The organism is Pseudomonas sp. 1L-E-NC-VB-C3 (assembly GCF_057291535.1).
On the sequence record NZ_JBXAWD010000012.1, the window covers coordinates 36,260 to 56,473 of the forward strand.

Sequence of the window (20,214 nt, forward strand, 5' to 3'; positions counted from 1 at the left end):
GTGGATTTTGTCCAGCATTTTGAACTGTTATCGGCTGCCCGGCAGCGCTAGGGTCAAGGCTTCAAATCGCAATAAAGGACTATTGCCATGCCCACCCAAGACAAGACAAATCCACAGATTCAGGCCTCGGTCCTGAGCACCTTGTACGCCGCGACCGGTGACCTCGATACCGCTGAAAGCCTGGAAAAAAGCCTGCCGGCGCATCTGCTCACGGCTTCTGCGGCCACGCTGAACAAGCTGGACGAAATCAATCGTGAACTGCACACCCTGCAAGTCAAAGTCGACAAGGATCTGACCCGGCTCAAACCATTGCACAGCTTCTGCATCAGCGAACTCAACGCGGCGCTGAGCGAGAAATGGCCAGCGGTCTATGACGTGAGCGAGGATCTGCTCAGCCTGCCCGGCGTCGATTGTAGCTGCGATGTGAAGGCGACGGATCAGGCCGAGATCGGCTTGGTCAGACACGCGACGCAAAGCCTGTTGCAGGCAGCCATGCAAAACTTCACCGCAGACGAGGAGCAGGCCGACGGTTTCCCCGCCGGCAGCCTGGTGCGCGTCAAGAGTGTGCCCGCTGGCGTGAAGGATCTGACGCCGGCAGCGTTCGCAGCGTTGTGCCGCAAGCTGGATCTGGGCAAGAAATACCAGGAGCATCTGCAGCAAGTGTTCGGTCTGCGTGAGGACTGCGGCAAAGTCGTGGCGACCAGTGCCATGACCCGCAATATCGCCGCATTGAAGCAATCGCTGCTGGAGCTGGACGCTCATCTTGCGGAGCTCAAGGGCGATATCACCGCAGCTGGTTTGCGCATGCTGCAGGATCTGATGCTGGCCGAAGGCGTCGCTTCGGCGCAGCACCTGCGCTACGGCAAAGACCCGATGATCATGCAGGGCATCAGAATCCTCGACAGCTGCGTTTGGGGCGTGGTGGTATTTTCCAAACGCTCCGTGGAACAACATCCTGAGGACGGATGCATGGTGTATATGCCCGGCGAGCCCGAGCGCGCCGTGTATGAGTACCCGAGTTTCAATGCGTTCAAGCGCTACCTCGCGCAACAACTCAAGAGCACGGAATATCAGGGGTATTTCGCCGGCAGCCTCGATGAAGATGACAAGGCTGACTTCTTCAAGGCGTTGGCTGAGAAACCCGATCTGGGCGTCGTCGAACAATGGCCGATCAATGTGGCGCTTTTTGATTTCATGGTGCAAAGCCATGTCGGCAAGTTGCAGATCGACGCGCGCAAACTGGCGGTGCCAACCGCTGATATCGATGAAGAGATCCGACAGAAACGCCTGTTGGATTTCGTTCAGCGCGGGGTGACCGTGGCGTCGGTGGCGGGGCTGTTCGTGCCGGTCCTGGGGCAATTGATGATGGGCGTCGCGGTCGGGCAATTGCTCAGTGAAGTGTATGACGGCGTCGCGGACTGGCGCCGCGGTGATCATCAGGAAGCACTGTCACATCTGCTCAGTGTGGTAGAGAACATCGCATTGATGGGCGTTTTCGCCGGCGGTCAGAAGGTGCTGGGAACTGTGGGCAAAAAACTGCTGCGCACGCATCCGGAGTTCTTCGCGCAGTTCACCGCGATACTCGATCGGGCCGGCAAGCCACGCCTGTGGAAGTCCGATTTGAGCCCGTACGAGCATGCTTTGCCGGCCGGATTCACCATCGGTGCCGGTTCAAAGGAGTTCTACCAGATCGGCAACAAGACCATCGCCCGCTTCGAGCACCGCCTGTTGGCGGGCAACTTTGATATCGACACTCAGCACTGGCGCCTGGAACACCCCGCACGCGCACAAGCCTATGCTCCGGAACTGATCCGCCACGTCGAGGGCGGCTGGCGGTTCCCCGCTGAACAGCCCGAAGAATGGGGCAGCAGCGCCTACACGCTCAAGCGCATCGATCCGCAGTTGAGCGAATTTGCCGACAGCGACCTGGACATCCTTCGCCGGCTGAGCAACACCTCGCAGCAGACCTTGCTGGAGACCTTCAACGACGATCTGAGCCTGCCGGTACGCCTGCGCGATACCGTCGAGCGCGTGCGCATCGAGCGCCAGCTGCGTGAGTTGACCACGGAACTGGAAAACGGCGAGATCCACTCCGAGCAACCTCTGGAAGAACAGATGCACGCCTTGACGCAACTGCCGGGCTGGCCGACTGACCGATACCTTGAGGTCATCGGTCATGAAGGAGACGTCGAAACCACTTATCCTGCAAACAGCACGCTCGACGAAACCCTGGGAGTGCCGGTCACCCAAGGCCAGTTGGCACTCGGGCGCTTGCTGCAAACCGTCATCGACGGCCTCTACGAGCATGAAGTCGAGGCCTTGCTCGGCGGCAAAGTCGCGAAAAGCACGCAAGCCACCGGGCTGGCAAGAAAACTGGGTGCTGCGCTCAAATCCGATTACCGCGCGGCGTTCGAGCGGATGTACAAGCGCTATGACCGCAGTGACGCGCAGGATCTGGGCAAATTGCGCCAGGTTTTCGCCGACATTCCGGCGCGCGATGGTCAAAGGCTGATCGACCGCGCTTCGAGTGTCGAGCGCCTGCACTTGCGCTCGACCGGGAGCGCGCCCTTGCGGTTGGGACAGCGGGCTCGGGCCGGTATTGCCGAGGTGCGGCTTGACCGGGCGCTGAGCGGGTTGCACTGGTCGTGGCTGGCCAATGCCGACACCGACAGGCTGGCCATGAAATTACTGCCGCGCCTGAGCGGCTGGAACGCACAGCTGCGTCTGCAAATGCGCGACAACGCCTTGACCGGACCGATACTCGAAGACATCGGCGATGCGTCGGCGACCTCGGAAAATACCGGCTATCTGGTGAAGTCCACGCAGGGCTACGAGGCGTTTGGCGGCGACAAAAAATCCTTGGGCAAGGTGGCATCCGGCCCCGACGCTTTGTACATGGCCATCCTCAAGGCATTGCCGCCACGTCAGCGGACAGCACTCGGGTTTGCCGATGCCGGACAGGTCAGTACACAACAGTTACGCAAAAAGCTGCTCAACGTTGCCCTCGACGAACGCGAGGTCACTGCGCGGGCATTGCGCGGCGGCAGTACGGAATCACTTCCCGTCGAGCCGGCCTGTGTGCAAGGCGATCAGGTCCCCGCGACAGCTCATTCACGCACACTGCTGCGCAAAGCGCGCAGGCTTTATCCGCGTCTGAGCGAGCCGCAGCTCAGTCAATTGCTCGATGCACTGGGCGATGATCCGTTGAGCCGTGCGACCCGCATCAAAGCCCTGCGTCAGGATCTGCAAACCCTGCGTGACGCTCTGTTTGTCTGGAGTGAAGATGGCGCTGCGCTGCAAGCCATGGGGGGCGATCTGGCCGAAGCGCGGCACAGTCGGAAAATGGCCGCCGAGCTGATCGAAGAAGCGTTTCGACGCTTTCATTGGGCCACCAACGAAGAGGGAAAAAACCTCTGTACCCTCGACCTTGACGGCATGCGCATCGGTAAGGTGCCGACGTTACCGTTGTCGGTGAGCTTCGACCATGTCGAGCAATTGTCGATGCGGAACATGGCGCTGGGGGATGATGTGGCGTACTTCCTCAAGTCGTTCAAACAGCTCGATTCGCTGGAACTGGGCAGCAACGCGATCACCCGGCTGCCTGAAATGTTGTCGCACATGCCGCGTCTGCAACGGCTGAGCCTGGCAAACAATCAGCTCAAGCTCACCGAGCAGACCCTGGCGAAGCTGAACAGGCTGAGCACTTTACGCTACCTGAATCTGGACAAGAATCCGTTGGGTGCCACCCCGGATTTCAGCCGAATGTCGCAACTGCGTCGCTTGTCGCTGAACGATACCGGCATCACCGAACTGCCAGGAGGCCTCGACCATTCTGCGCACATTGAACTGATGGATCTGAGCGCCAACAAAATCACAGAACTGCCCGAGTGGTTGTTCGAGAAATCACGACGTTTCACCGGCGCACTCAAGTTGGGACTGAATCCCTTTTCCGAAGCGACCAAAACGCATCTGGAGAACTATCGCGATAATTTCGGCGTTGGGATGGACTATGTCGCCGATGACATCGCACGGCTGAACGAGCAAACGGCGCGCTCGCTCTGGTTGACCAAGGTCAGTGGCGAAGAGTGGGCAGAGCAGTCGCGCATCTGGGCGGCATTGCGCAGCGAGCGGACGGCCGATGGCTTGTTCACTTTGCTGGCGCAACTGGGCGATACCGCAGACGGCAAACAGGGCAGCGCTGACATGCAGCGACGCGTCTGGGCGGTACTGAAGGCGGCGGAAGCTGACGAGCCGCTGGGCCGTCAACTGCTCGACATCGCGGCCGATCCGCTGCACTGCACCGATAACGCGGCGCTGGTTTTCAGTCGCCTTGAAGTCGCAGTGGAAGTCGAGCGGGTGAGCAGGGCTGCAAGCGGGAGCAGGGGTACTGCCAAGGCGTTGTTGGAACTGGGCCGCAGCCTGTTCAGGCTGGACAGGCTGGAAGAAATCGCCCGGGAGCATTCGCTCCGGGCGCCAAAGGTCGATGCGCTGGAAATGAACCTCGCTTACCGCATCGGTCTCACCGATGCGCTGGGACTGCGCGGTCAACCGAAAGATATGCTGTTCAGTGCCCAGAGTGGCGTGACGGCCGCTGATCTTGAGGTCGCAAAAAATCGCGTCTTCACCGCTGAACTCTCCCCGCAATGGCTGGAATACATGCAGGGGCGAACGTTCTGGCGTGACTATCTGCGACGCATATTTGTCCGCAAGTTTGCGCTGATCGATGACCTGTACGACCCGCAAATGAGCGCACTGTTCGACAAGAAGGACACGCTGCCCTCTGGCGATTATTTGAGTCAGAACCAGGCACTCAAGCTTGAAAAGGACCAAGCTGAAGACGTGCTGTTCAAGAGCCTGACCGAAGACGCGATACGGCTGATGGATCTGGGCATCTGCGAAATGCCCGATACGTGAAATTCACTTGCCGCGAATCAACTGCCGTAAGGCGAAACGATTGGGATGGCAGGCTTCGGCCACGCTGCGTGGCAACGGCAGCGGCTCGTTGTCCAGCCACGCGGCAAGCAGCTCGCCGGACAGCGGCGCGGTGATCAGCCCGCGAGAACCGTGGCCGCTGTTGACGTACAGACCATCGAGCCACGGGCAGGCGAGGTCCGGCACTTGCCGGGCGTCTTTGCTCAACGCTGCGTAGGTCTGATTGAAGGTTTGCAGATCAGCGAGCGGGCCGACAATCGGCAGGTAATCGGGGCTGGTGCAGCGGAAAGCTGCCCGGCCCTCAAGGTTCGCAAGTGGCTGCTCGTCGATGTTGAGGCGTGTCAGCAGGTCGCTGGAAATTTCTTCGAGCATCGCCAGATTGCCTTGGTGCTCGGCAGTCGTGGGGGTCAGATCGTCATTGTTGAAGTCGAAACTGGCACCCAGGGTGTGCTCGCCCAGACGCGCCGGGGCGACGTAGCCCTCGGCGCACACCACGGTGGCCAGCGCATGACTCTCTGCGTTTTCAGGCAGGCGCGTGATCTGCCCGCGAATGCGCTTGAGCGGCAATTCGGCGCTCTGGGCAAAACGTTTGATTTCGGCGGCTCCGGCCATGATCACCACCGGCGCACTGGCGAGCAAACGTTCGCCGTCGAAGGCTTGCCACAGGTCTGCGACTTTGCGCAGTTCCAAAGCTTCGTGATGGCTGAGCAACTCAATGTTGGTGTGGGTCGCCTGGGCCTGACACAGCGCCGGCGGATGCACCCAGCCGCCTTCGGGGTAGAACAAACCGCCATGGGCCACGCCGACACCGGCGCGATCCTGCGCTTGCGGCTGTTCCAGCCACTGCAAGAGATCTTCAGGAAACGCCGCCGCCAGTTGCGCGTGGCGCTCGGCTTCCTTGGCATTGAACGCCAGTTGCAGCACGCCGCAGTCATCCCAGTCGCTGCCGCGTTGCAGGCTTTCCAGCAGGCGCCGGGTGTAACCGAAGCCGCTGACGATCAACTGCGACAACGCCGTGCCATGGGCGGACAGCTTGAGATAGAGCACGCCTTGCGGGTTGCCCGAAGCTTCTTGCGCCACCACCGCGTGACGCTCGAGCAGAGTCACCTGCCAGCCGCGCGCCGCCAGACTCGACGCCGTCGCGCAGCCGGCCAGCCCCGCACCGATCACCATCGCCCGGCGCTCACCGCGCAACGGAGCAGGGCGGGCGAACCAGGGTTTCGCCGGTATGGGCGCCGCCACCTCGGCGGGCCAGCCGAGAAACTCGCCACGCAGGATTTCCCACTTGTGGCCGATGCCCGGCGTGCGCTTCATCTTGAACCCGGCAGCGTTGAGCAGACGGCGGACCCAACCGGTGCTGGTGAAAGTGCTGATGGTCGAGCCCGGCGCAGCCAGCCGCGCCAGTTCGACGAACAGTTCAGCGGTCCACATGTCCGGATTTTTTGCCGGCGCAAAACCGTCGAGAAACCACGCGTCAATCTGCGCATCGAGTTGCGGCAGTTGCTCCAGTGCATCGCCGATCAGCAAGGTCAGCGTCACGCGGCCGTTGGCCAGAGTGATGCGTTGAAAGCCTTGATGAATCGCCACGTAATGCCTGAGCAACTGATCCGCCAACGGCATGAGTTCTGGCCACAGTGCCAAGGCCCGGCGCAGATCCGCAGGCGCCAGCGGGTACTTCTCGACGCTGACAAAATGCAAGCGCGCGCCGGCAACAGCGTGCTGTTCGAACAACTGCCAGGCGCAGAGAAAATTCAACCCGGTGCCGAAACCGGTTTCGCCAATGACCAGACGTCCATCCGCCGGCAGCGCAGCGAAACGCTCGGCCAGACGGTTCTGTTCGAGAAACACGTAACGGGTTTCGTCCAGCCCCGACTGGTCGGAAAAATACACGTCATCGAACACCCGCGAACGTGGGCGTCCCTGGTCGTCCCAGTCGAGTTGGGCGTGGGGCATTTCGGCTTTCATGGCAGGCTCGGCAAACACAAGGCGGCCATTCTAGCCGATCACGCCGGTACTACCGATCCAGCACAAGACTCGCGGTGAAAAGAACCCTGTGGCGAGGGGATTCATCCCCGCTGGACTGCGCAGCAGTCCCAAAACCATCCACCCCGTTTTCCCGATCCAAACCGCACTTCCCGGATCTACGACTACTGCACAGCCAGTCAACGATAAATCCCCTCACCACAAAGTTCTCATCCCGTCCTGAGTTCGTGGGAATTTCTGCCCTGCGCCCGTGCCCAATCCGCTAGTCTTGCTGAACCCTGGAAGGAGCCGTCCCATGTTTGAATCCGCTGAAATCGGTCACGCCATCGACAAAGACACTTACGAGGCGGCCGTCCCTGCGCTGCGTGAAGCCTTGCTGGAAGCGCAGTTCGAGTTGCAGCAGCAGAAGCGCTTTCCGGTGATCATCCTGATCAACGGCATCGAAGGGGCGGGCAAGGGCGAGACGGTCAAGCTGCTCAATGAATGGATGGATCCGCGCCTGATCGAAGTGCGCACCTTCGACCAGCAAACCGATGAAGAACTGGCGCGGCCACCGGCCTGGCGCTACTGGCGGATGCTGCCGGCCAAGGGGCGGATGGGTGTTTTCTTCGGCAACTGGTACAGCCAGATGCTCCAGGGCCGGGTGCACGGACTGTTCAAGGATCCGCGTCTGGACCAGGCCATCGCCGGCGCTGAGCGTCTGGAAAAGATGCTCTGCGATGAAGGCGCGTTAATCTTCAAGTTCTGGTTTCACTTGTCCAAGAAGCAGATGAAAGCGCGGCTCAAATCGCTGGCCGACGACCCGTTGCACAGTTGGCGCATCAGTCCGCTGGACTGGCAGCAATCGCAGACCTACGACAAGTTCGTCAAATACGGCGAGCGGGTGCTGCGCCGCACCAGCCGCGATTACGCGCCGTGGCATGTCATCGAAGGCGTCGATGCCAATTACCGCAGCCTGGCGGTGGGCAAGATTCTCCTCGAAGGTCTGCAAAACGCGCTCAAGCGTGCCGACGTCAATCCACACGAAGTCAGTGCCGCGCCGCTGGGTACGCCGGTCGATCAGTTGAATCTGCTCGACAGCCTCGACCTGACGCAGCGTCTGGACAAGAAAGACTATGAAGAACAACTGATCACCGAGCAGGCGCGCCTGTCCGGGCTGATGCGCGACAAACGCATGCGTCGCCATGCGCTGATCGCGGTGTTCGAGGGTAACGACGCGGCGGGCAAGGGCGGGGCGATTCGCCGCGTGGCAGCGGCGCTCGATCCGCGTCAGTACAGCATCGTCCCGATTGCCGCACCGACCGAAGAAGAGCGCGCACAACCGTATTTGTGGCGGTTCTGGCGACACCTCCCGGCGCGGGGCAAATTCACCGTGTTCGACCGTTCGTGGTACGGGCGGGTACTGGTCGAACGAATCGAGGGCTTCTGCGCACCGGATGATTGGCTGCGCGCCTACGGCGAAATCAATGACTTCGAAGAGCAGCTTGCCGATGCCGGGGTCATCGTCGTCAAGTTCTGGCTGGCGATCGACAAGGACACGCAGATGGAGCGCTTTCAGGAGCGCGAAGAGATTTCGTTCAAGCGTTTCAAGATCACCGAGGACGACTGGCGCAATCGGGAAAAGTGGGACGACTATCGCCGGGCGGTCGGCGACATGGTCGATCGCACCAGCACCGAGATCGCGCCGTGGACGCTGGTCGAAGCCAACGATAAACGCTGGGCACGGGTGAAAGTGTTGCGCACGATCAACCGCGCGCTGGAAGACGCGTTCGAGAAATCCGACAAGAAGGCCAAAAAGCACAAGGACTGAAGCGATGGCCGCGCATACGCCGGGTGAATGATCCTCGCGGTCGGCAAGAAGGTGGACTTATGCTCAGGTCCACTCTCAACCGACAACAACAATGAGGTATGCCATGCGTGAAGTGGTGATCGTCGACAGCGTGCGGACCGGCCTGGCCAAATCCTTTCGCGGCAAGTTCAACCAGACCCGCCCCGATGACATGGCGGCCCACTGCGTCAATGCGCTGCTGACCCGCAACGATATCGACCCGGCCAGCGTCGAGGACTGCATCGTCGGCGCCGGCTCCAACGAGGGCGCGCAGGGCTACAACATCGGCCGCAACGTCGCGGTACTGTCGCGCCTGGGCACCGGCACTGCCGGCATGACCCTCAACCGTTTCTGCTCGTCGGGTTTGCAGGCGATCGCGATTGCCGCCAACCAGATCGCCTCCGGTTGCAGCGACATCATCGTCGCCGGCGGCGTCGAGTCGATCAGCCTGACCCTGAAGAGCGTCAACACCGATCACCTGATCAACCCGCTGCTCAAGCAACAGACTCCCGGCATCTACTACACCATGGGCCAGACCGCCGAAGTGGTGGCACGACGTTATGGTGTCAGTCGTGAGGCGCAGGATCGCTATGCGCTGCAAAGCCAGATCCGTACCGCTCAGGCCCAGGCTGCCGGTCTGTTCGACGATGAAATCGTGCCGATGGCGGTGAAATATCGGGTCGAGGACAAGAACAGCGGTGAAGTGCAGATTGTCGACGGCGTCGTCGAGCGCGACGACTGCAACCGCCCGGACACCACCTACGAAAGCCTTGCCGGACTGAAACCGGTGTTCGCCGACGACGGTTCGGTGACGGCGGGCAATTCCTCGCAGCTGTCCGACGGTGCGTCGATGACACTGGTGATGAGTCTGGACAAAGCGCTGGAGCTGGGGCTCAAGCCGAAGGCGTTTTTCCGTGGCTTCACCGTCGCCGGTTGCGAGCCGGACGAAATGGGCATCGGCCCGGTGTTCTCGGTGCCGAAACTGCTCAAGGCCAAGGGCTTGCAAGTGGCGGATATCGATCTGTGGGAATTGAACGAGGCGTTTGCTTCGCAGTGCCTGTACAGCCGCGACCGGCTGGAGATCGACAACGACAAGTACAACGTCAATGGCGGCTCGATTTCCATCGGCCACCCGTTCGGCATGACCGGCTCGCGTCAGGTCGGGCATTTGATCCGGGAATTGCAGCGGCGCAACCTGCGTTACGGCATCGTCACCATGTGTGTGGGCGGCGGCATGGGAGCGAGCGGGTTGTTTGAGGCGGTGCGCTAAAGGATTGGTTGCCCGTTCAGGCCCCTTCGCGAGCAGGCTCGCTCCCACAGGTGATCGCATTCCTCTGTGGGAGCGAGCCTGCTCGCGAAGGCAGCGCCACGGTTCAGCGGCTGGAATCCCGCCGCTGCATCCGCGCTATATAAGCCTGAATCTCCCGCTCGATCACCTGACTGTCATACGGCCCTTCGAGGGTATTTTCCCGGGTGCTGAAATACAGCTCGCCATTGACCCGGCACACGCGGTCGCTGCGAAAACGGGTGGCGGGGGCGCTGTCCTCGGCGCGCATGGCGTACATGTCGGTCTCCCTGATATGTGTTGAAAAGTCTGCAATCAGCTTATGCCTGAAGCACTTGGCGCGCCTGCCCGGCCGATCAACGGCGGCGCGCCGGTTTACTGCTGCGACCTGCACAGTTTCATTCGCGGCCTGGCGGCAACTGTCCCTGTGTTGCACGGGACAGGGCGCCTAGAATGCAGGCTCTTGTCAGCAGGCTTTTGGGGTTCGCATGCACATTTCATCGGGGCGCTGGGTGTACGGATTGTTCCTGGCGCTGCTGACCGCGTTTCTGTGGGGCATCCTGCCGATCAAGCTCAAACAGGTGTTGCTGGTGATGGACCCGGTCACGGTGACCTGGTTTCGTCTGATGGTTTCCGGCGGCTGCCTGTTCATTTATCTGGCTTCGGTCAAGCGCCTGCCAAGTCGCAAGGTGCTCGGGCCGAAGGGCGGCTGGCTGGTGCTGATGGCGGTACTGGGGCTGGTCGGCAATTACGTGCTGTACCTGATGGGCCTCAACCTGCTCAGCCCCGGCACCGCGCAACTGGTGGTGCAAATGGGTCCGATCATGCTGCTGATCGCCAGCCTGTTCGTGTTCAAGGAGCGCTTCAGCATCGGCCAGGGCCTCGGCTTGCTGGTGCTGTTGATCGGCTTTGGCCTGTTCTTCAATCAGCGCCTGGCCGAGCTGCTGACTTCGCTCTCTGATTACACCGCCGGCGTGCTGTTGGTGCTGCTGGCGTCGACGGTCTGGACCTTCTACGCGCTGGGCCAGAAGCAATTGCTGACTGTGTGGAATTCGTTGCAGGTGATGATGGTGATCTACCTGTTCTGCGGGCTCTTGCTGACGCCGTGGGTACATCCACTTGAAGCGCTCAACTTGAGCCCGTTGCAGGGCTGGCTGTTGCTGGCGTGCTGCATGAACACCTTGATCGCCTACGGCGCATTCGCCGAAGCGCTGGCGCACTGGGAAGCCTCGCGGGTCAGTGCGACGCTGGCGATCACGCCGTTGGTGACGTTTGTTGCGGTGGCGATTGCGGCGCGGATCTGGCCGGACTACGTGCATGCCGAGGAGATCAACGCCCTGGGCTATGGCGGGGCGGTGCTGGTGGTGCTGGGTTCGGCGCTGGTGGCGTTGGGGCCATCGTTGATTGCCGGGCTCAGGGCGCGGCGGGCCAGGGTTGTGCCAGGCTGACGATCGGCGGCGCCTGTATTCGCGAGCAGGCTCGCTCCCACTTTGCAATGCAATTTTCCTGTGGGAGCGAGCCTGCTCGCGAAGACGGACTTTCAGGCGCTACATGACTCAGCCCTTGGCCCCGGCCTCGATCATGTTCTCCGGGCGCACCCAGGCATCGAACTCTTCTTCAGTCAGATAACCCAGCTGCAACGCCGCCTCACGCAAAGTCAGCCCTTCGCTGTAGGCCTTCTTGGCGATCTCCGCCGACTTGTCATAACCGATGTGCGGGTTCAGCGCAGTCACCAGCATCAGCCCACGTTCCAGATGCCTGGCCATGACCTCCGCATCCGGCTCGAGCCCGGCGATGCAGTGCTGCTGGAAGTTGCTGCAACCGTCGCCGAGCAGACGGATCGATTGCAGCAGATTGTGAATGATCACCGGTTTGAACACGTTCAACTGCAAGTGCCCCTGACTGGCGGCAAATCCGATCGCCACGTCGTTGCCGAGCACCTGGCAGGCGAGCATCGACAGCGCTTCGCACTGGGTCGGGTTGACCTTGCCGGGCATGATCGAACTGCCCGGTTCGTTGGCCGGCAGCTTCACTTCGGCAAAACCTGCGCGAGGACCTGAGCCCAGCAGACGCAGGTCGTTGGCGATCTTCATCAAGGCCACAGCGAGGGTTTTCAGCGCACCTGAAAGCGTTACCAGCGGTTCATGGCCGGCCAGTGCAGCGAACTTGTTCGGCGCGGTGACGAACGGCAAGCCGGACAACGCGGCGAGTTCGGCGGCAATCGCCTCACCGAAGCCGTGCGGCGAATTCAGCCCGGTGCCGACCGCAGTGCCGCCCTGAGCCAGTTCGCAGACCGCCGGCAGCGCGGCGCGAATGGCGCGCTCGGCGTAATCCAGTTGCGCGATGAAGCCGGACAATTCCTGACCGAAGGTGATCGGCGTCGCGTCCATCATGTGCGTGCGCCCGGTCTTCACCAGTTTCATGTGCCGCGCCGCCAGCTCAGCGAGGCCGCCGGACAGCTCGGCAATCGCCGGCAGCAGTTGTTCCTGCACTGCTTTGGCGGTGGCAATGCTCATGGCGGTGGGGAAGCAGTCGTTGGAACTTTGCGAGCGGTTGACGTGATCGTTCGGGTGCACCGGCGACTTGCCGCCGCGCGGGTTGCCGGCCAGTTCGTTGGCGCGACCGGCGATCACTTCGTTGACGTTCATGTTGCTCTGGGTACCGCTGCCGGTCTGCCAGACCACCAGCGGGAACTGCTCGTCATGCTCGCCGGCGAGCACTTCATCGGCGGCCTGTTCGATCAGGCGGGCGATGTCGGCAGGCAGGTCGCCGTTGCGGTCGTTGACCCGTGCGGCGGCTTTTTTGATCAGGGCCAGGGCGTGCAGCACCGGTAGCGGCATGCGTTCCTGACCAATGGCGAAGTTGATCAGCGAGCGTTGCGTCTGAGCACCCCAGTAAGCGTCGTCCGGGACCTCGATCTGGCCCAGGCTGTCGGTTTCGATACGGCTCATCGTGCACACTCCTGTTGGTCTGTTGGCGCAATTTAGGCCGGCGTCGGCCCGGGTGGTTCCATCGGCTCGATTGTTGACCGCAAAACCCCGCCAATCAAGCGCGGCAAGGGCCGGGGGTTGAGCCACAGCGATTGTTAGGCGCAGAATGGTCGCCCTTGGGGTTCGACCTCGCTTTGCTTAAAGGAAACTCGATGACTCGTCTTCGCGCCATCTGTACCGCGGTTGCACTGGTTTGCGCCAGCGGCCAGGTGCTTGCCGATACCGCCAGCCACAACGCCAGTGCCGAAGCTTTCCTGACGCTGGCTCACGCTGACAAGCTGGGTACCCCGGTGTACATGCAAGTGCAGCAAATGTTCGCCCAGCGCTTTGAACAGACCAAAGCGCCTGAGTCGAAGAAAGCCGTGCTCGAAACCTATCAGGCCAAGGCCAACGCTGCGCTGGACCAAGCCATCGGCTGGAACAAGCTCAAGCCCGACATGGTCAAGCTCTACACCAGCAACTTCAGCGAATCCGAGCTCAAGGATCTGGTTGCCTTCTACCAGTCGCCACTGGGCAAGAAAGTCCTGGAAAAAATGCCGCAGCTGACCCAGCAGTCGGCGCAGATGACCCAGGGCAAACTGGAAAGCGCGGTGCCAGTGGTCAACAAGCTGCTCGACGACATGACCAAAGAGCTGACCCCGGCCGCGGCGCCAGCCAAGAAGAAGTAAGCGGAGTTCGTGATGACCATGCAACAACGCATCGAATCGACGCTGGCCCTGTTACAGCCTGAGCACCTGCAAGTGCTCGACGAAAGCCACATGCACAGTCGCGGGTCTCAGACCCACTACAAGGCGGTGGTGGTCAGCGCGCAGTTCGAAGGCCTGAACCGGGTCAAGCGCCACCAGAAAGTCTACGGCACGCTCGGCGAGCTGATGGGCGAGTTCCATGCGTTGGCGCTGCACACCTACACCCCGCAGGAATGGGCAGAGATCGACGGCGCTCCGGCGTCGCCGACCTGTGCCGGCGGTAGCAAACATTAAGATCAAAAGATCGCAGCCTTCGGCAGCTCCTACAGGGCACAGCCGCAGGCGGTGATGTTTTTTGCTAGAATCCGCAACGCGCCGCTTAGCCGGCGCGTTTTTTATTGAATCCGGTTCACCCTTTGCGAGGGTAGCCACCTGGAGAAATACCCATGACACAACCGATTGTCGTGGCGGCACTGTACAAGTTCGTCACCCTCGAAGATTACGTTGACCTGCGCGAGCCACTGCTGCAAGCGATGGTCGACAACGGCATCAAAGGCACTCTGCTGATCGCCGAAGAAGGCATCAACGGCACGGTTTCCGGCAGCCGCGAAGGCATCGACGGCCTGCTCGCCTGGCTCAAGAACGATCCACGCATGGTCGACATTGACCACAAGGAATCGTACTGCGACGAGCAGCCGTTCTATCGCACCAAGGTCAAGCTGAAGAAAGAGATCGTCACCCTCGGCGTCGAAGGCGTCGACCCTAACAAGAAGGTCGGTACCTACGTCGAGCCGCAAGACTGGAACGCGCTGATCAGCGACCCGGAAGTGCTGCTGATCGACACGCGCAACGATTACGAAGTGTCGATCGGTACCTTCGAAGGCGCCATCGATCCGAAAACCACCAGTTTTCGCGAGTTTCCCGACTACATCAAAGAACACTTCGACCCGGCCGTGCACAAGAAGGTCGCGATGTTCTGCACCGGCGGCATTCGCTGCGAGAAAGCCTCGAGCTACATGCTCGGCGAGGGCTTCGAAGAGGTTTACCACCTCAAGGGCGGCATCCTGAAGTACCTCGAAGAGGTGCCGCAGGAAGAAACCAAATGGCGCGGCGACTGCTTCGTCTTCGACAACCGCGTCACCGTGCGTCACGACCTGACGGAAGGCGACTACGATCAATGTCATGCCTGCCGCACGCCGGTCAGCGTTGAAGATCGCGCCTCCGAGCACTACGTCGCCGGCATCAGTTGCCCGCACTGCTGGGACAAGCTCAGCGAGAAAACCCGGCGCAGCGCCATCGATCGGCAAAAGCAGATCGAACTGGCCAAGGCACGCAATCAGCCGCACCCGATCGGCTACAACTATAAGCAAGCATCTTCCGAGGCTTAACCATGTCTGCGCGCCTGCTCTATGTGATGGATCCGATGTGTTCATGGTGCTGGGGGTTTGCTCCGGTGGCCAAGGCACTGGTCGAGCAGGCACAGGCAGCCGGAGTCGAGCTGCATCTGGTGGTCGGCGGGTTGCGCACCGGCAGCGGTTCGGCGCTGGAGCCGACCACGCGGCGCTACATTCTCGAGCACTGGCAAGCGGTCACCGAGGCCACCGGCCAGCCGTTCAAGTTCGACGGTGCGTTGCCTGACGGTTTTGTCTACGACACCGAGCCTGCCTGTCGCGCCATTGTCACCGCGCGCAGTCTGGCGCCGGATTGCGCGTGGGCATTGGTCGGGCTGATCCAGCAGGCGTTTTACGCCGAAGGTCGCGATGTCACTCAGGCCAGCGTGCTGGTCGAACTGGCGGAGCAGGCCGGTGTGCCGCGTATCGAATTCGCGGCGTTGTTCGATCATGCCGATCAGCACAAGGCGACCCAGGCTGATTTCACCTGGGTCCAGGATCTGGGTATCGCCGGTTTTCCGACCCTGCTGGCCGAGCGCAACGGGCAACTGGCGCTGCTGACCAACGGCTATCAACCGCTCAGCGAGCTGTCGCCGTTGCTCGGCCGTTGGCTGGAGCGTGCGGCCTGTGTCTGACCGCGTCGATGACACGCCAGCCGTAGAGCGTGTCGACCGGCTGAGCTGGGCTGAAGTCCGGCGTCTGGCACTGCATCACAAGAAATCCCTGTGGATCGCCAACGGCGTGGCCGTGCTGGCGACGCTGTGCAGCGTGCCGATCCCGTTGCTGCTGCCGTTGCTGGTCGACGAAGTGCTGCTCGGCCACGGCGATGCCGCACTGAAAGTCATGAATCATTTTCTGCCAAGCATGTGGCAGCAGGCGGCGGGTTATATCGGCCTGATGCTAGTGGTGACCCTGACCTTGCGTTGCAGCGCCCTGTGTTTTGGCGTGTTGCAGTCGCGGCTGTTTGCGCGCCTGGCCAAGGACATCGTCTACCGCATTCGCGTACGCCTGATCGAGCGGCTCAAGCGCATTTCCCTTGGTGAATACGAAAGCCTCGGCAGCGGCACAGTGACCACGCACCTGGTCACCGATCTGGATACCCTCGACAAATTCGTCGGCGAAACCCTCAGCCGCTTCCTCGTCGCGATGCTGACCCTGGTCGGCACCGCCAGCATCCTCATGTGGATGCACTGGAAGCTGGCGCTGCTGATTCTGCTGTTCAACCCGTTGGTGATCTACGCCACGGTGCAGTTGGGCAAACGGGTCAAGCATCTGAAGAAGCTGGAGAACGACAGCACCTCGCGTTTCACCCAGGCACTGAGCGAAACCCTCGATGCGATTCAGGAAGTGCGCGCCGGCAACCGTCAGGGCTATTTCCTCGGGCGCCTCGGTTTGCGCGCGCAGGAGGTGCGCAACTACGCAGTCAACTCGCAGTGGAAAACCGACGCCTCGAACCGCGCCAGTGGTTTGCTGTTCCAGTTCGGCATCGACATCTTCCGCGCAGCGGCGATGCTCACCGTGCTGTTTTCCGACCTGTCGATCGGGCAGATGCTCGCGGTGTTCAGTTACCTGTGGTTCATGATCGGCCCGGTCGAACAGCTGCTCAATCTGCAATACGCCTATTACGCGGCGGGCGGTGCGCTGACGCGGATCAATGAACTGCTGGCGCGTGCCGACGAGCCGCAGTATCCCGGCGGCGTCGATCCGTTCAAGGGGCGCGACACCGTCGGCATCGAGGTGCAAGGCCTGAGCTTCGGTTACGGCGACGAGCTGGTTCTGGATCAGATGAACCTGTCGATCCTGCCCGGCGAAAAAGTCGCGATTGTCGGGGCGAGCGGCGGCGGCAAAAGTACCTTGGTGCAGTTGCTGCTGGGCCTGTACACGCCAGCGGCCGGGACCATCCGCTTTGGCGGGTCGACCCAGCAGGAGATCGGTCTGGAGACGGTGCGCGAGAACGTCGCGGTGGTGCTGCAGCATCCGGCGCTGTTCAACGACAGCGTGCGCGCCAACCTGACCATGGGCCGCATGCGCAGCGACGAAGCCTGCTGGCAGGCGCTGGAAATCGCGCAAATGGCCGCAACCATCCGCGCGCTGCCCGCTGGCCTCGACAGCATCGTCGGTCGTTCCGGCGTGCGCTTGTCCGGCGGCCAGCGCCAGCGTCTGGCGATTGCACGGATGATTCTCGCCGAGCCGAAAGTGGTGATTCTCGACGAAGCCACCTCGGCCCTCGACGCCGCCACCGAGTACAACCTGCACCAGGCGATGGCGAAATTTCTCCATGGCCGCACCACGCTGATCATTGCCCATCGCCTGTCGGCGGTGAAACAGGCCGACCGCGTGCTGGTATTCGACGGCGGGCAGATCGCCGAGGACGGCGACCATCGCCAACTGATCGCCGACGGCGGTCTGTACGCCAAGCTCTACGGCAACTTGCAACAGCACTGATCGAAACCCTCGCCGACCTGTCAGAGGTTCTGCGCGCGGTGTAACGCCGCGCCTTGCCTTGAACGAGAACCCCACCTAGTCTCGTCATAGCGAATTCGCCCGGAAGGCGAGCGGGCAGTGCTCATGCAAGGACTCTCATGAAGCAAAAGCAGACTCTGGGAACACCACGGTTGTTGGGTATCGTCTGGCCCTTTATTGCTGTCGTGGTGTTCCAGGCATTACTGGGGGGCGTGAGCCTTTACGTGCTTTCGGCCGTGCGTGGCTACGTCGCTGGCGAAAGCCTGTGGTCCAAGGGCCAGAAAGACGCCATCTATTACCTCAACCTCTACGCCGACAGCCGTGACGAGGCGATCTATCGCAAATACCTGACGGCGATCGCCGTGCCCCAGGGCGGGCACCAATTGCGTCTGGCGCTGGATCGTCAGCCGCCGGATCTGCAAGCGGCGCGCGAAGGCATTCTCAAGGGCGGTAATCATCCGGACGATGTCTCCAGCGTCATCTGGCTGTACCTCAATTTTCGCCACTATAGTTATCTGGAAACCGCGATCGATCGCTGGACGATTGGCGATGCCTATCTCGACCGATTGCACGAAGTCGCGCAGGAGATGCACCAGGGCATTGCGCAGAACCAGGCCAGCCCGGGCGATGTGCAGCGCTGGAAGTTACAGATCTTCGCCATCAACGATGCAGTCACCCCAGCGGCCAGGGCCTTCAGCGATGCCTTGGGCGAAGGCTCGCGGGTGATCATGCGCCTGCTGTTGTTCACCAACCTGGCCACCGCGCTGGGTCTGATCGCGCTGGCGCTGTGGCGCACGCACAAACTGCTCAGGCAACGGCATGAATTTGCCCAGGCGCTGCAACTGGAGAAGGATCGCGCGCACATCACCTTGCAATCGATTGGCGATGGCGTGATCACCACCGACGTCAACGGCGCGATCGATTACATGAACCCCGCCGCCGAGGCCATGACGCACTGGAAGGCCGAGCAGGCGGCGGGGCTGCCGTTGTCGGCGCTGTTCAACCTGCTCGACGATAACGCTCAGACCGAAGGGCTGACGTTGATCGAGCACATTCTCAGTGGTCAGCTCAGCGGCGGCAGCGAACATTCCAAGCTGATCCAGCGGCTGGACGGCAGCACCCTGTCGGTGACCCTGGTCGGCGCGCCGATCCGCAATGCCGGGAATGTCAGCGGCACGGTGCTGGTGCTGCACGACATGACTCAGGAGCGGCAATACATCGCCAATCTGTCCTGGCAGGCGACCCACGATGCGCTGACCGGTCTGGCGAACCGCCGCGAATTCGAATATCGCCTCGAACAGGCCTTGCACAACCTGACGCGCCAGCCCGGCCGGCATGCCCTGATGTTCCTCGATCTGGACCAGTTCAAACTGGTCAACGACACCTGTGGTCATGCGGCGGGCGATGAGTTGCTGCGGCATATCTGCACGCTGCTGCAATCAGACCTGCGCGAGGGCGACACCCTGGCGCGACTGGGCGGCGACGAATTCGGGATTTTGCTCGAGAACTGCCCGCCGGACATCGCGGAGAAGATTGCCGAAAGCCTGCGTCAGACCGTGCAGAATCTGCATTTTGTCTGGAAAGGACGGCCGTTCCTGACCACCGTCAGTATTGGCCTGGTACATGTCGCACAGAATCCGACCACCCTGGAAGCCTCCCTGCGTGCGGCGGACATGGCTTGCTACATGGCCAAGGAAAAGGGCCGCAACCGCGTGCAGGTCTATCATGCGGACGACTCCGAACTGTCCATGCGCTTCGGTGAAATGGCTTGGGTGCAAAGGCTGCACATGGCGCTCGAAGAAAACCGCTTCTGCCTTTATGCCCAGCAGATCGCGCCGCTCAAGCCGCAACCCGGCCAGGCCGGACACATCGAAATTCTCCTGCGCCTGCATGAGGAATCCGGACGAATGATTTTGCCTGACAGCTTTATTCCGGCGGCGGAGCGTTATGGTTTGATGACCCAGTTAGATCGCTGGGTAGTTCAAAACGTTTTCAAGGTTATTGCCCAGTGTATTGAACAGGAACATGAACTTCCTTTGGCAATGTGTGCGATTAATCTGTCAGGCATTACTATAGGAGATGACGCGTTTTTGCACTTCCTGCGGGAACAGTTTGTTAACTACGCTATACCGCCTGAAATGATTTGTTTTGAAATTACCGAAACCAGTGCAATTGCAAATCTTGGTAGTGCAATTCGTTTTATCAATGAACTCAAAGGCTTAGGTTGTCACTTTTCTCTGGATGACTTTTGTGCCGGAATGTCTTCATTCGCTTACTTGAAACATTTGCCTGTAGACTTCCTGAAGATCGACGGGAGTTTCGTAAAGGATATGCTGGACGACCCGATTAATCGGGCAATGGTCGAAGTGATCAATCACATCGGTCATGTTATGGGTAAGCAGACAATTGCCGAGTTTGTTGAAACTAACCAGATCGAACAGGCATTGCTTGAAATAGGTGTGGATTACGCTCAGGGGTATGTCATCGAGCGTCCGCAGTTGTTTACCTGTGACAGTTTGCAAAGTCGTCCTGCCAGACCGCAGCCGTTGTTGTTCAAAGCGCCTGGCACGTTCCGTTGAAGTCTCTCGCCGATCCTTGCCATCACAACTCAAAAGGAGCCGAACAGTGATCGACACATTCAACCGAACCGGACCCC

Annotated in this window: 13 protein-coding genes; 10 read left to right on the top strand and 3 right to left on the bottom strand. The window is 60.9% G+C overall.

The genetic code is table 11. The features are described from left to right. The first annotated feature begins 87 nt into the window (after window positions 1-87). The gene (locus AC0Z5Z_RS19875) at window positions 88-4,914 is read left to right on the top strand and encodes an NEL-type E3 ubiquitin ligase domain-containing protein (protein ID WP_485611557.1); all 4,827 of its coding nucleotides are present in this window, start codon (window positions 88-90) and stop codon (window positions 4,912-4,914) included. 3 nt (window positions 4,915-4,917) lie between these two features. On the opposite strand, the gene mnmC is transcribed toward AC0Z5Z_RS19875, so the two are convergent. Further along, window positions 4,918-6,897: a bifunctional tRNA (5-methylaminomethyl-2-thiouridine)(34)-methyltransferase MnmC2/FAD-dependent 5-carboxymethylaminomethyl-2-thiouridine(34) oxidoreductase MnmC1 gene (mnmC, locus tag AC0Z5Z_RS19880; protein WP_485611558.1), complete on the bottom strand. Its 1,980-nt coding sequence runs from the start codon at window positions 6,895-6,897 to the stop codon at window positions 4,918-4,920. A gap of 313 nt (window positions 6,898-7,210) precedes the next feature. On the opposite strand from mnmC, the gene pap reads away from it, so the two are divergent. Then, complete coding sequence (gene pap / locus AC0Z5Z_RS19885) at window positions 7,211-8,725, top strand: polyphosphate:AMP phosphotransferase (RefSeq protein WP_236168421.1); 1,515 nt, start codon at window positions 7,211-7,213, stop codon at window positions 8,723-8,725. A 103-nt stretch (window positions 8,726-8,828) separates the two neighbouring features. Beyond that, window positions 8,829-10,013, top strand: a complete 1,185-nt coding sequence (locus AC0Z5Z_RS19890; RefSeq protein WP_016770940.1) for a thiolase family protein — start codon at window positions 8,829-8,831, stop codon at window positions 10,011-10,013. A gap of 103 nt (window positions 10,014-10,116) precedes the next feature. Here AC0Z5Z_RS19890 and AC0Z5Z_RS19895 read toward each other — a convergent pair whose 3' ends face one another. Continuing rightward, window positions 10,117-10,308, bottom strand: a complete 192-nt coding sequence (locus tag AC0Z5Z_RS19895) for a DUF6316 family protein (RefSeq protein WP_056788322.1) — start codon at window positions 10,306-10,308, stop codon at window positions 10,117-10,119. Between the two features lie 208 nt (window positions 10,309-10,516). Between AC0Z5Z_RS19895 and AC0Z5Z_RS19900 the strand changes: the two genes are divergently transcribed. Further along, complete coding sequence (locus tag AC0Z5Z_RS19900) at window positions 10,517-11,476, top strand: DMT family transporter (RefSeq protein ID WP_485611559.1); 960 nt, start codon at window positions 10,517-10,519, stop codon at window positions 11,474-11,476. 108 nt (window positions 11,477-11,584) lie between these two features. Here the strand turns inward: AC0Z5Z_RS19900 and AC0Z5Z_RS19905 are convergent, their stop codons facing one another. Then, window positions 11,585-12,979, bottom strand: coding sequence for a class II fumarate hydratase (locus AC0Z5Z_RS19905; protein WP_485611560.1), 1,395 nt, complete (start codon window positions 12,977-12,979; stop codon window positions 11,585-11,587). A 191-nt stretch (window positions 12,980-13,170) separates the two neighbouring features. On the opposite strand from AC0Z5Z_RS19905, the gene AC0Z5Z_RS19910 reads away from it, so the two are divergent. From AC0Z5Z_RS19910 to AC0Z5Z_RS19935, 6 genes are all read left to right on the top strand, one after another. Continuing rightward, window positions 13,171-13,686, top strand: coding sequence for a DUF2059 domain-containing protein (locus tag AC0Z5Z_RS19910; RefSeq protein WP_016770936.1), 516 nt, complete (start codon window positions 13,171-13,173; stop codon window positions 13,684-13,686). 12 nt (window positions 13,687-13,698) lie between these two features. Continuing rightward, window positions 13,699-13,998, top strand: coding sequence for a BolA family protein (locus tag AC0Z5Z_RS19915; RefSeq protein WP_016770935.1), 300 nt, complete (start codon window positions 13,699-13,701; stop codon window positions 13,996-13,998). 152 nt (window positions 13,999-14,150) lie between these two features. After that, window positions 14,151-15,092 (top strand): oxygen-dependent tRNA uridine(34) hydroxylase TrhO, encoded by a 942-nt coding sequence (gene trhO, locus AC0Z5Z_RS19920; RefSeq protein WP_041478261.1) that lies wholly within the window; start codon window positions 14,151-14,153, stop codon window positions 15,090-15,092. Between the two features lie 35 nt (window positions 15,093-15,127). Beyond that, a complete protein-coding gene (locus tag AC0Z5Z_RS19925) occupies window positions 15,128-15,730 on the top strand; it encodes a DsbA family protein (protein ID WP_177434006.1) in 603 nt (200 codons plus the stop codon). Beyond that, complete coding sequence (locus AC0Z5Z_RS19930) at window positions 15,723-17,540, top strand: ABC transporter ATP-binding protein (protein WP_341639337.1); 1,818 nt, start codon at window positions 15,723-15,725, stop codon at window positions 17,538-17,540. The genes AC0Z5Z_RS19925 and AC0Z5Z_RS19930 overlap by 8 nt, the downstream gene beginning before the upstream one ends. A 137-nt stretch (window positions 17,541-17,677) precedes the next feature. Continuing rightward, the gene (locus tag AC0Z5Z_RS19935) at window positions 17,678-20,137 is read left to right on the top strand and encodes an EAL domain-containing protein (RefSeq protein ID WP_485611561.1); all 2,460 of its coding nucleotides are present in this window, start codon (window positions 17,678-17,680) and stop codon (window positions 20,135-20,137) included. The last annotated feature ends 77 nt before the right edge of the window (window positions 20,138-20,214 follow it).

Coding starts and splice junctions, on each gene's coding strand:
- AC0Z5Z_RS19875 (WP_485611557.1), top strand. CDS start 88: ATGCCCACCCAAGACAAGACAAATCCACAGATTCAGGCCTCGGTCCTG.
- AC0Z5Z_RS19895 (WP_056788322.1), bottom strand. CDS start 10,308: ATGTACGCCATGCGCGCCGAGGACAGCGCCCCCGCCACCCGTTTTCGC.
- AC0Z5Z_RS19915 (WP_016770935.1), top strand. CDS start 13,699: ATGACCATGCAACAACGCATCGAATCGACGCTGGCCCTGTTACAGCCT.
- AC0Z5Z_RS19910 (WP_016770936.1), top strand. CDS start 13,171: ATGACTCGTCTTCGCGCCATCTGTACCGCGGTTGCACTGGTTTGCGCC.
- AC0Z5Z_RS19905 (WP_485611560.1), bottom strand. CDS start 12,979: ATGAGCCGTATCGAAACCGACAGCCTGGGCCAGATCGAGGTCCCGGAC.
- AC0Z5Z_RS19925 (WP_177434006.1), top strand. CDS start 15,128: ATGTGTTCATGGTGCTGGGGGTTTGCTCCGGTGGCCAAGGCACTGGTC.
- AC0Z5Z_RS19900 (WP_485611559.1), top strand. CDS start 10,517: ATGCACATTTCATCGGGGCGCTGGGTGTACGGATTGTTCCTGGCGCTG.
- trhO (WP_041478261.1), top strand. CDS start 14,151: ATGACACAACCGATTGTCGTGGCGGCACTGTACAAGTTCGTCACCCTC.
- mnmC (WP_485611558.1), bottom strand. CDS start 6,897: ATGAAAGCCGAAATGCCCCACGCCCAACTCGACTGGGACGACCAGGGA.
- AC0Z5Z_RS19890 (WP_016770940.1), top strand. CDS start 8,829: ATGCGTGAAGTGGTGATCGTCGACAGCGTGCGGACCGGCCTGGCCAAA.
- pap (WP_236168421.1), top strand. CDS start 7,211: ATGTTTGAATCCGCTGAAATCGGTCACGCCATCGACAAAGACACTTAC.
- AC0Z5Z_RS19935 (WP_485611561.1), top strand. CDS start 17,678: ATGAAGCAAAAGCAGACTCTGGGAACACCACGGTTGTTGGGTATCGTC.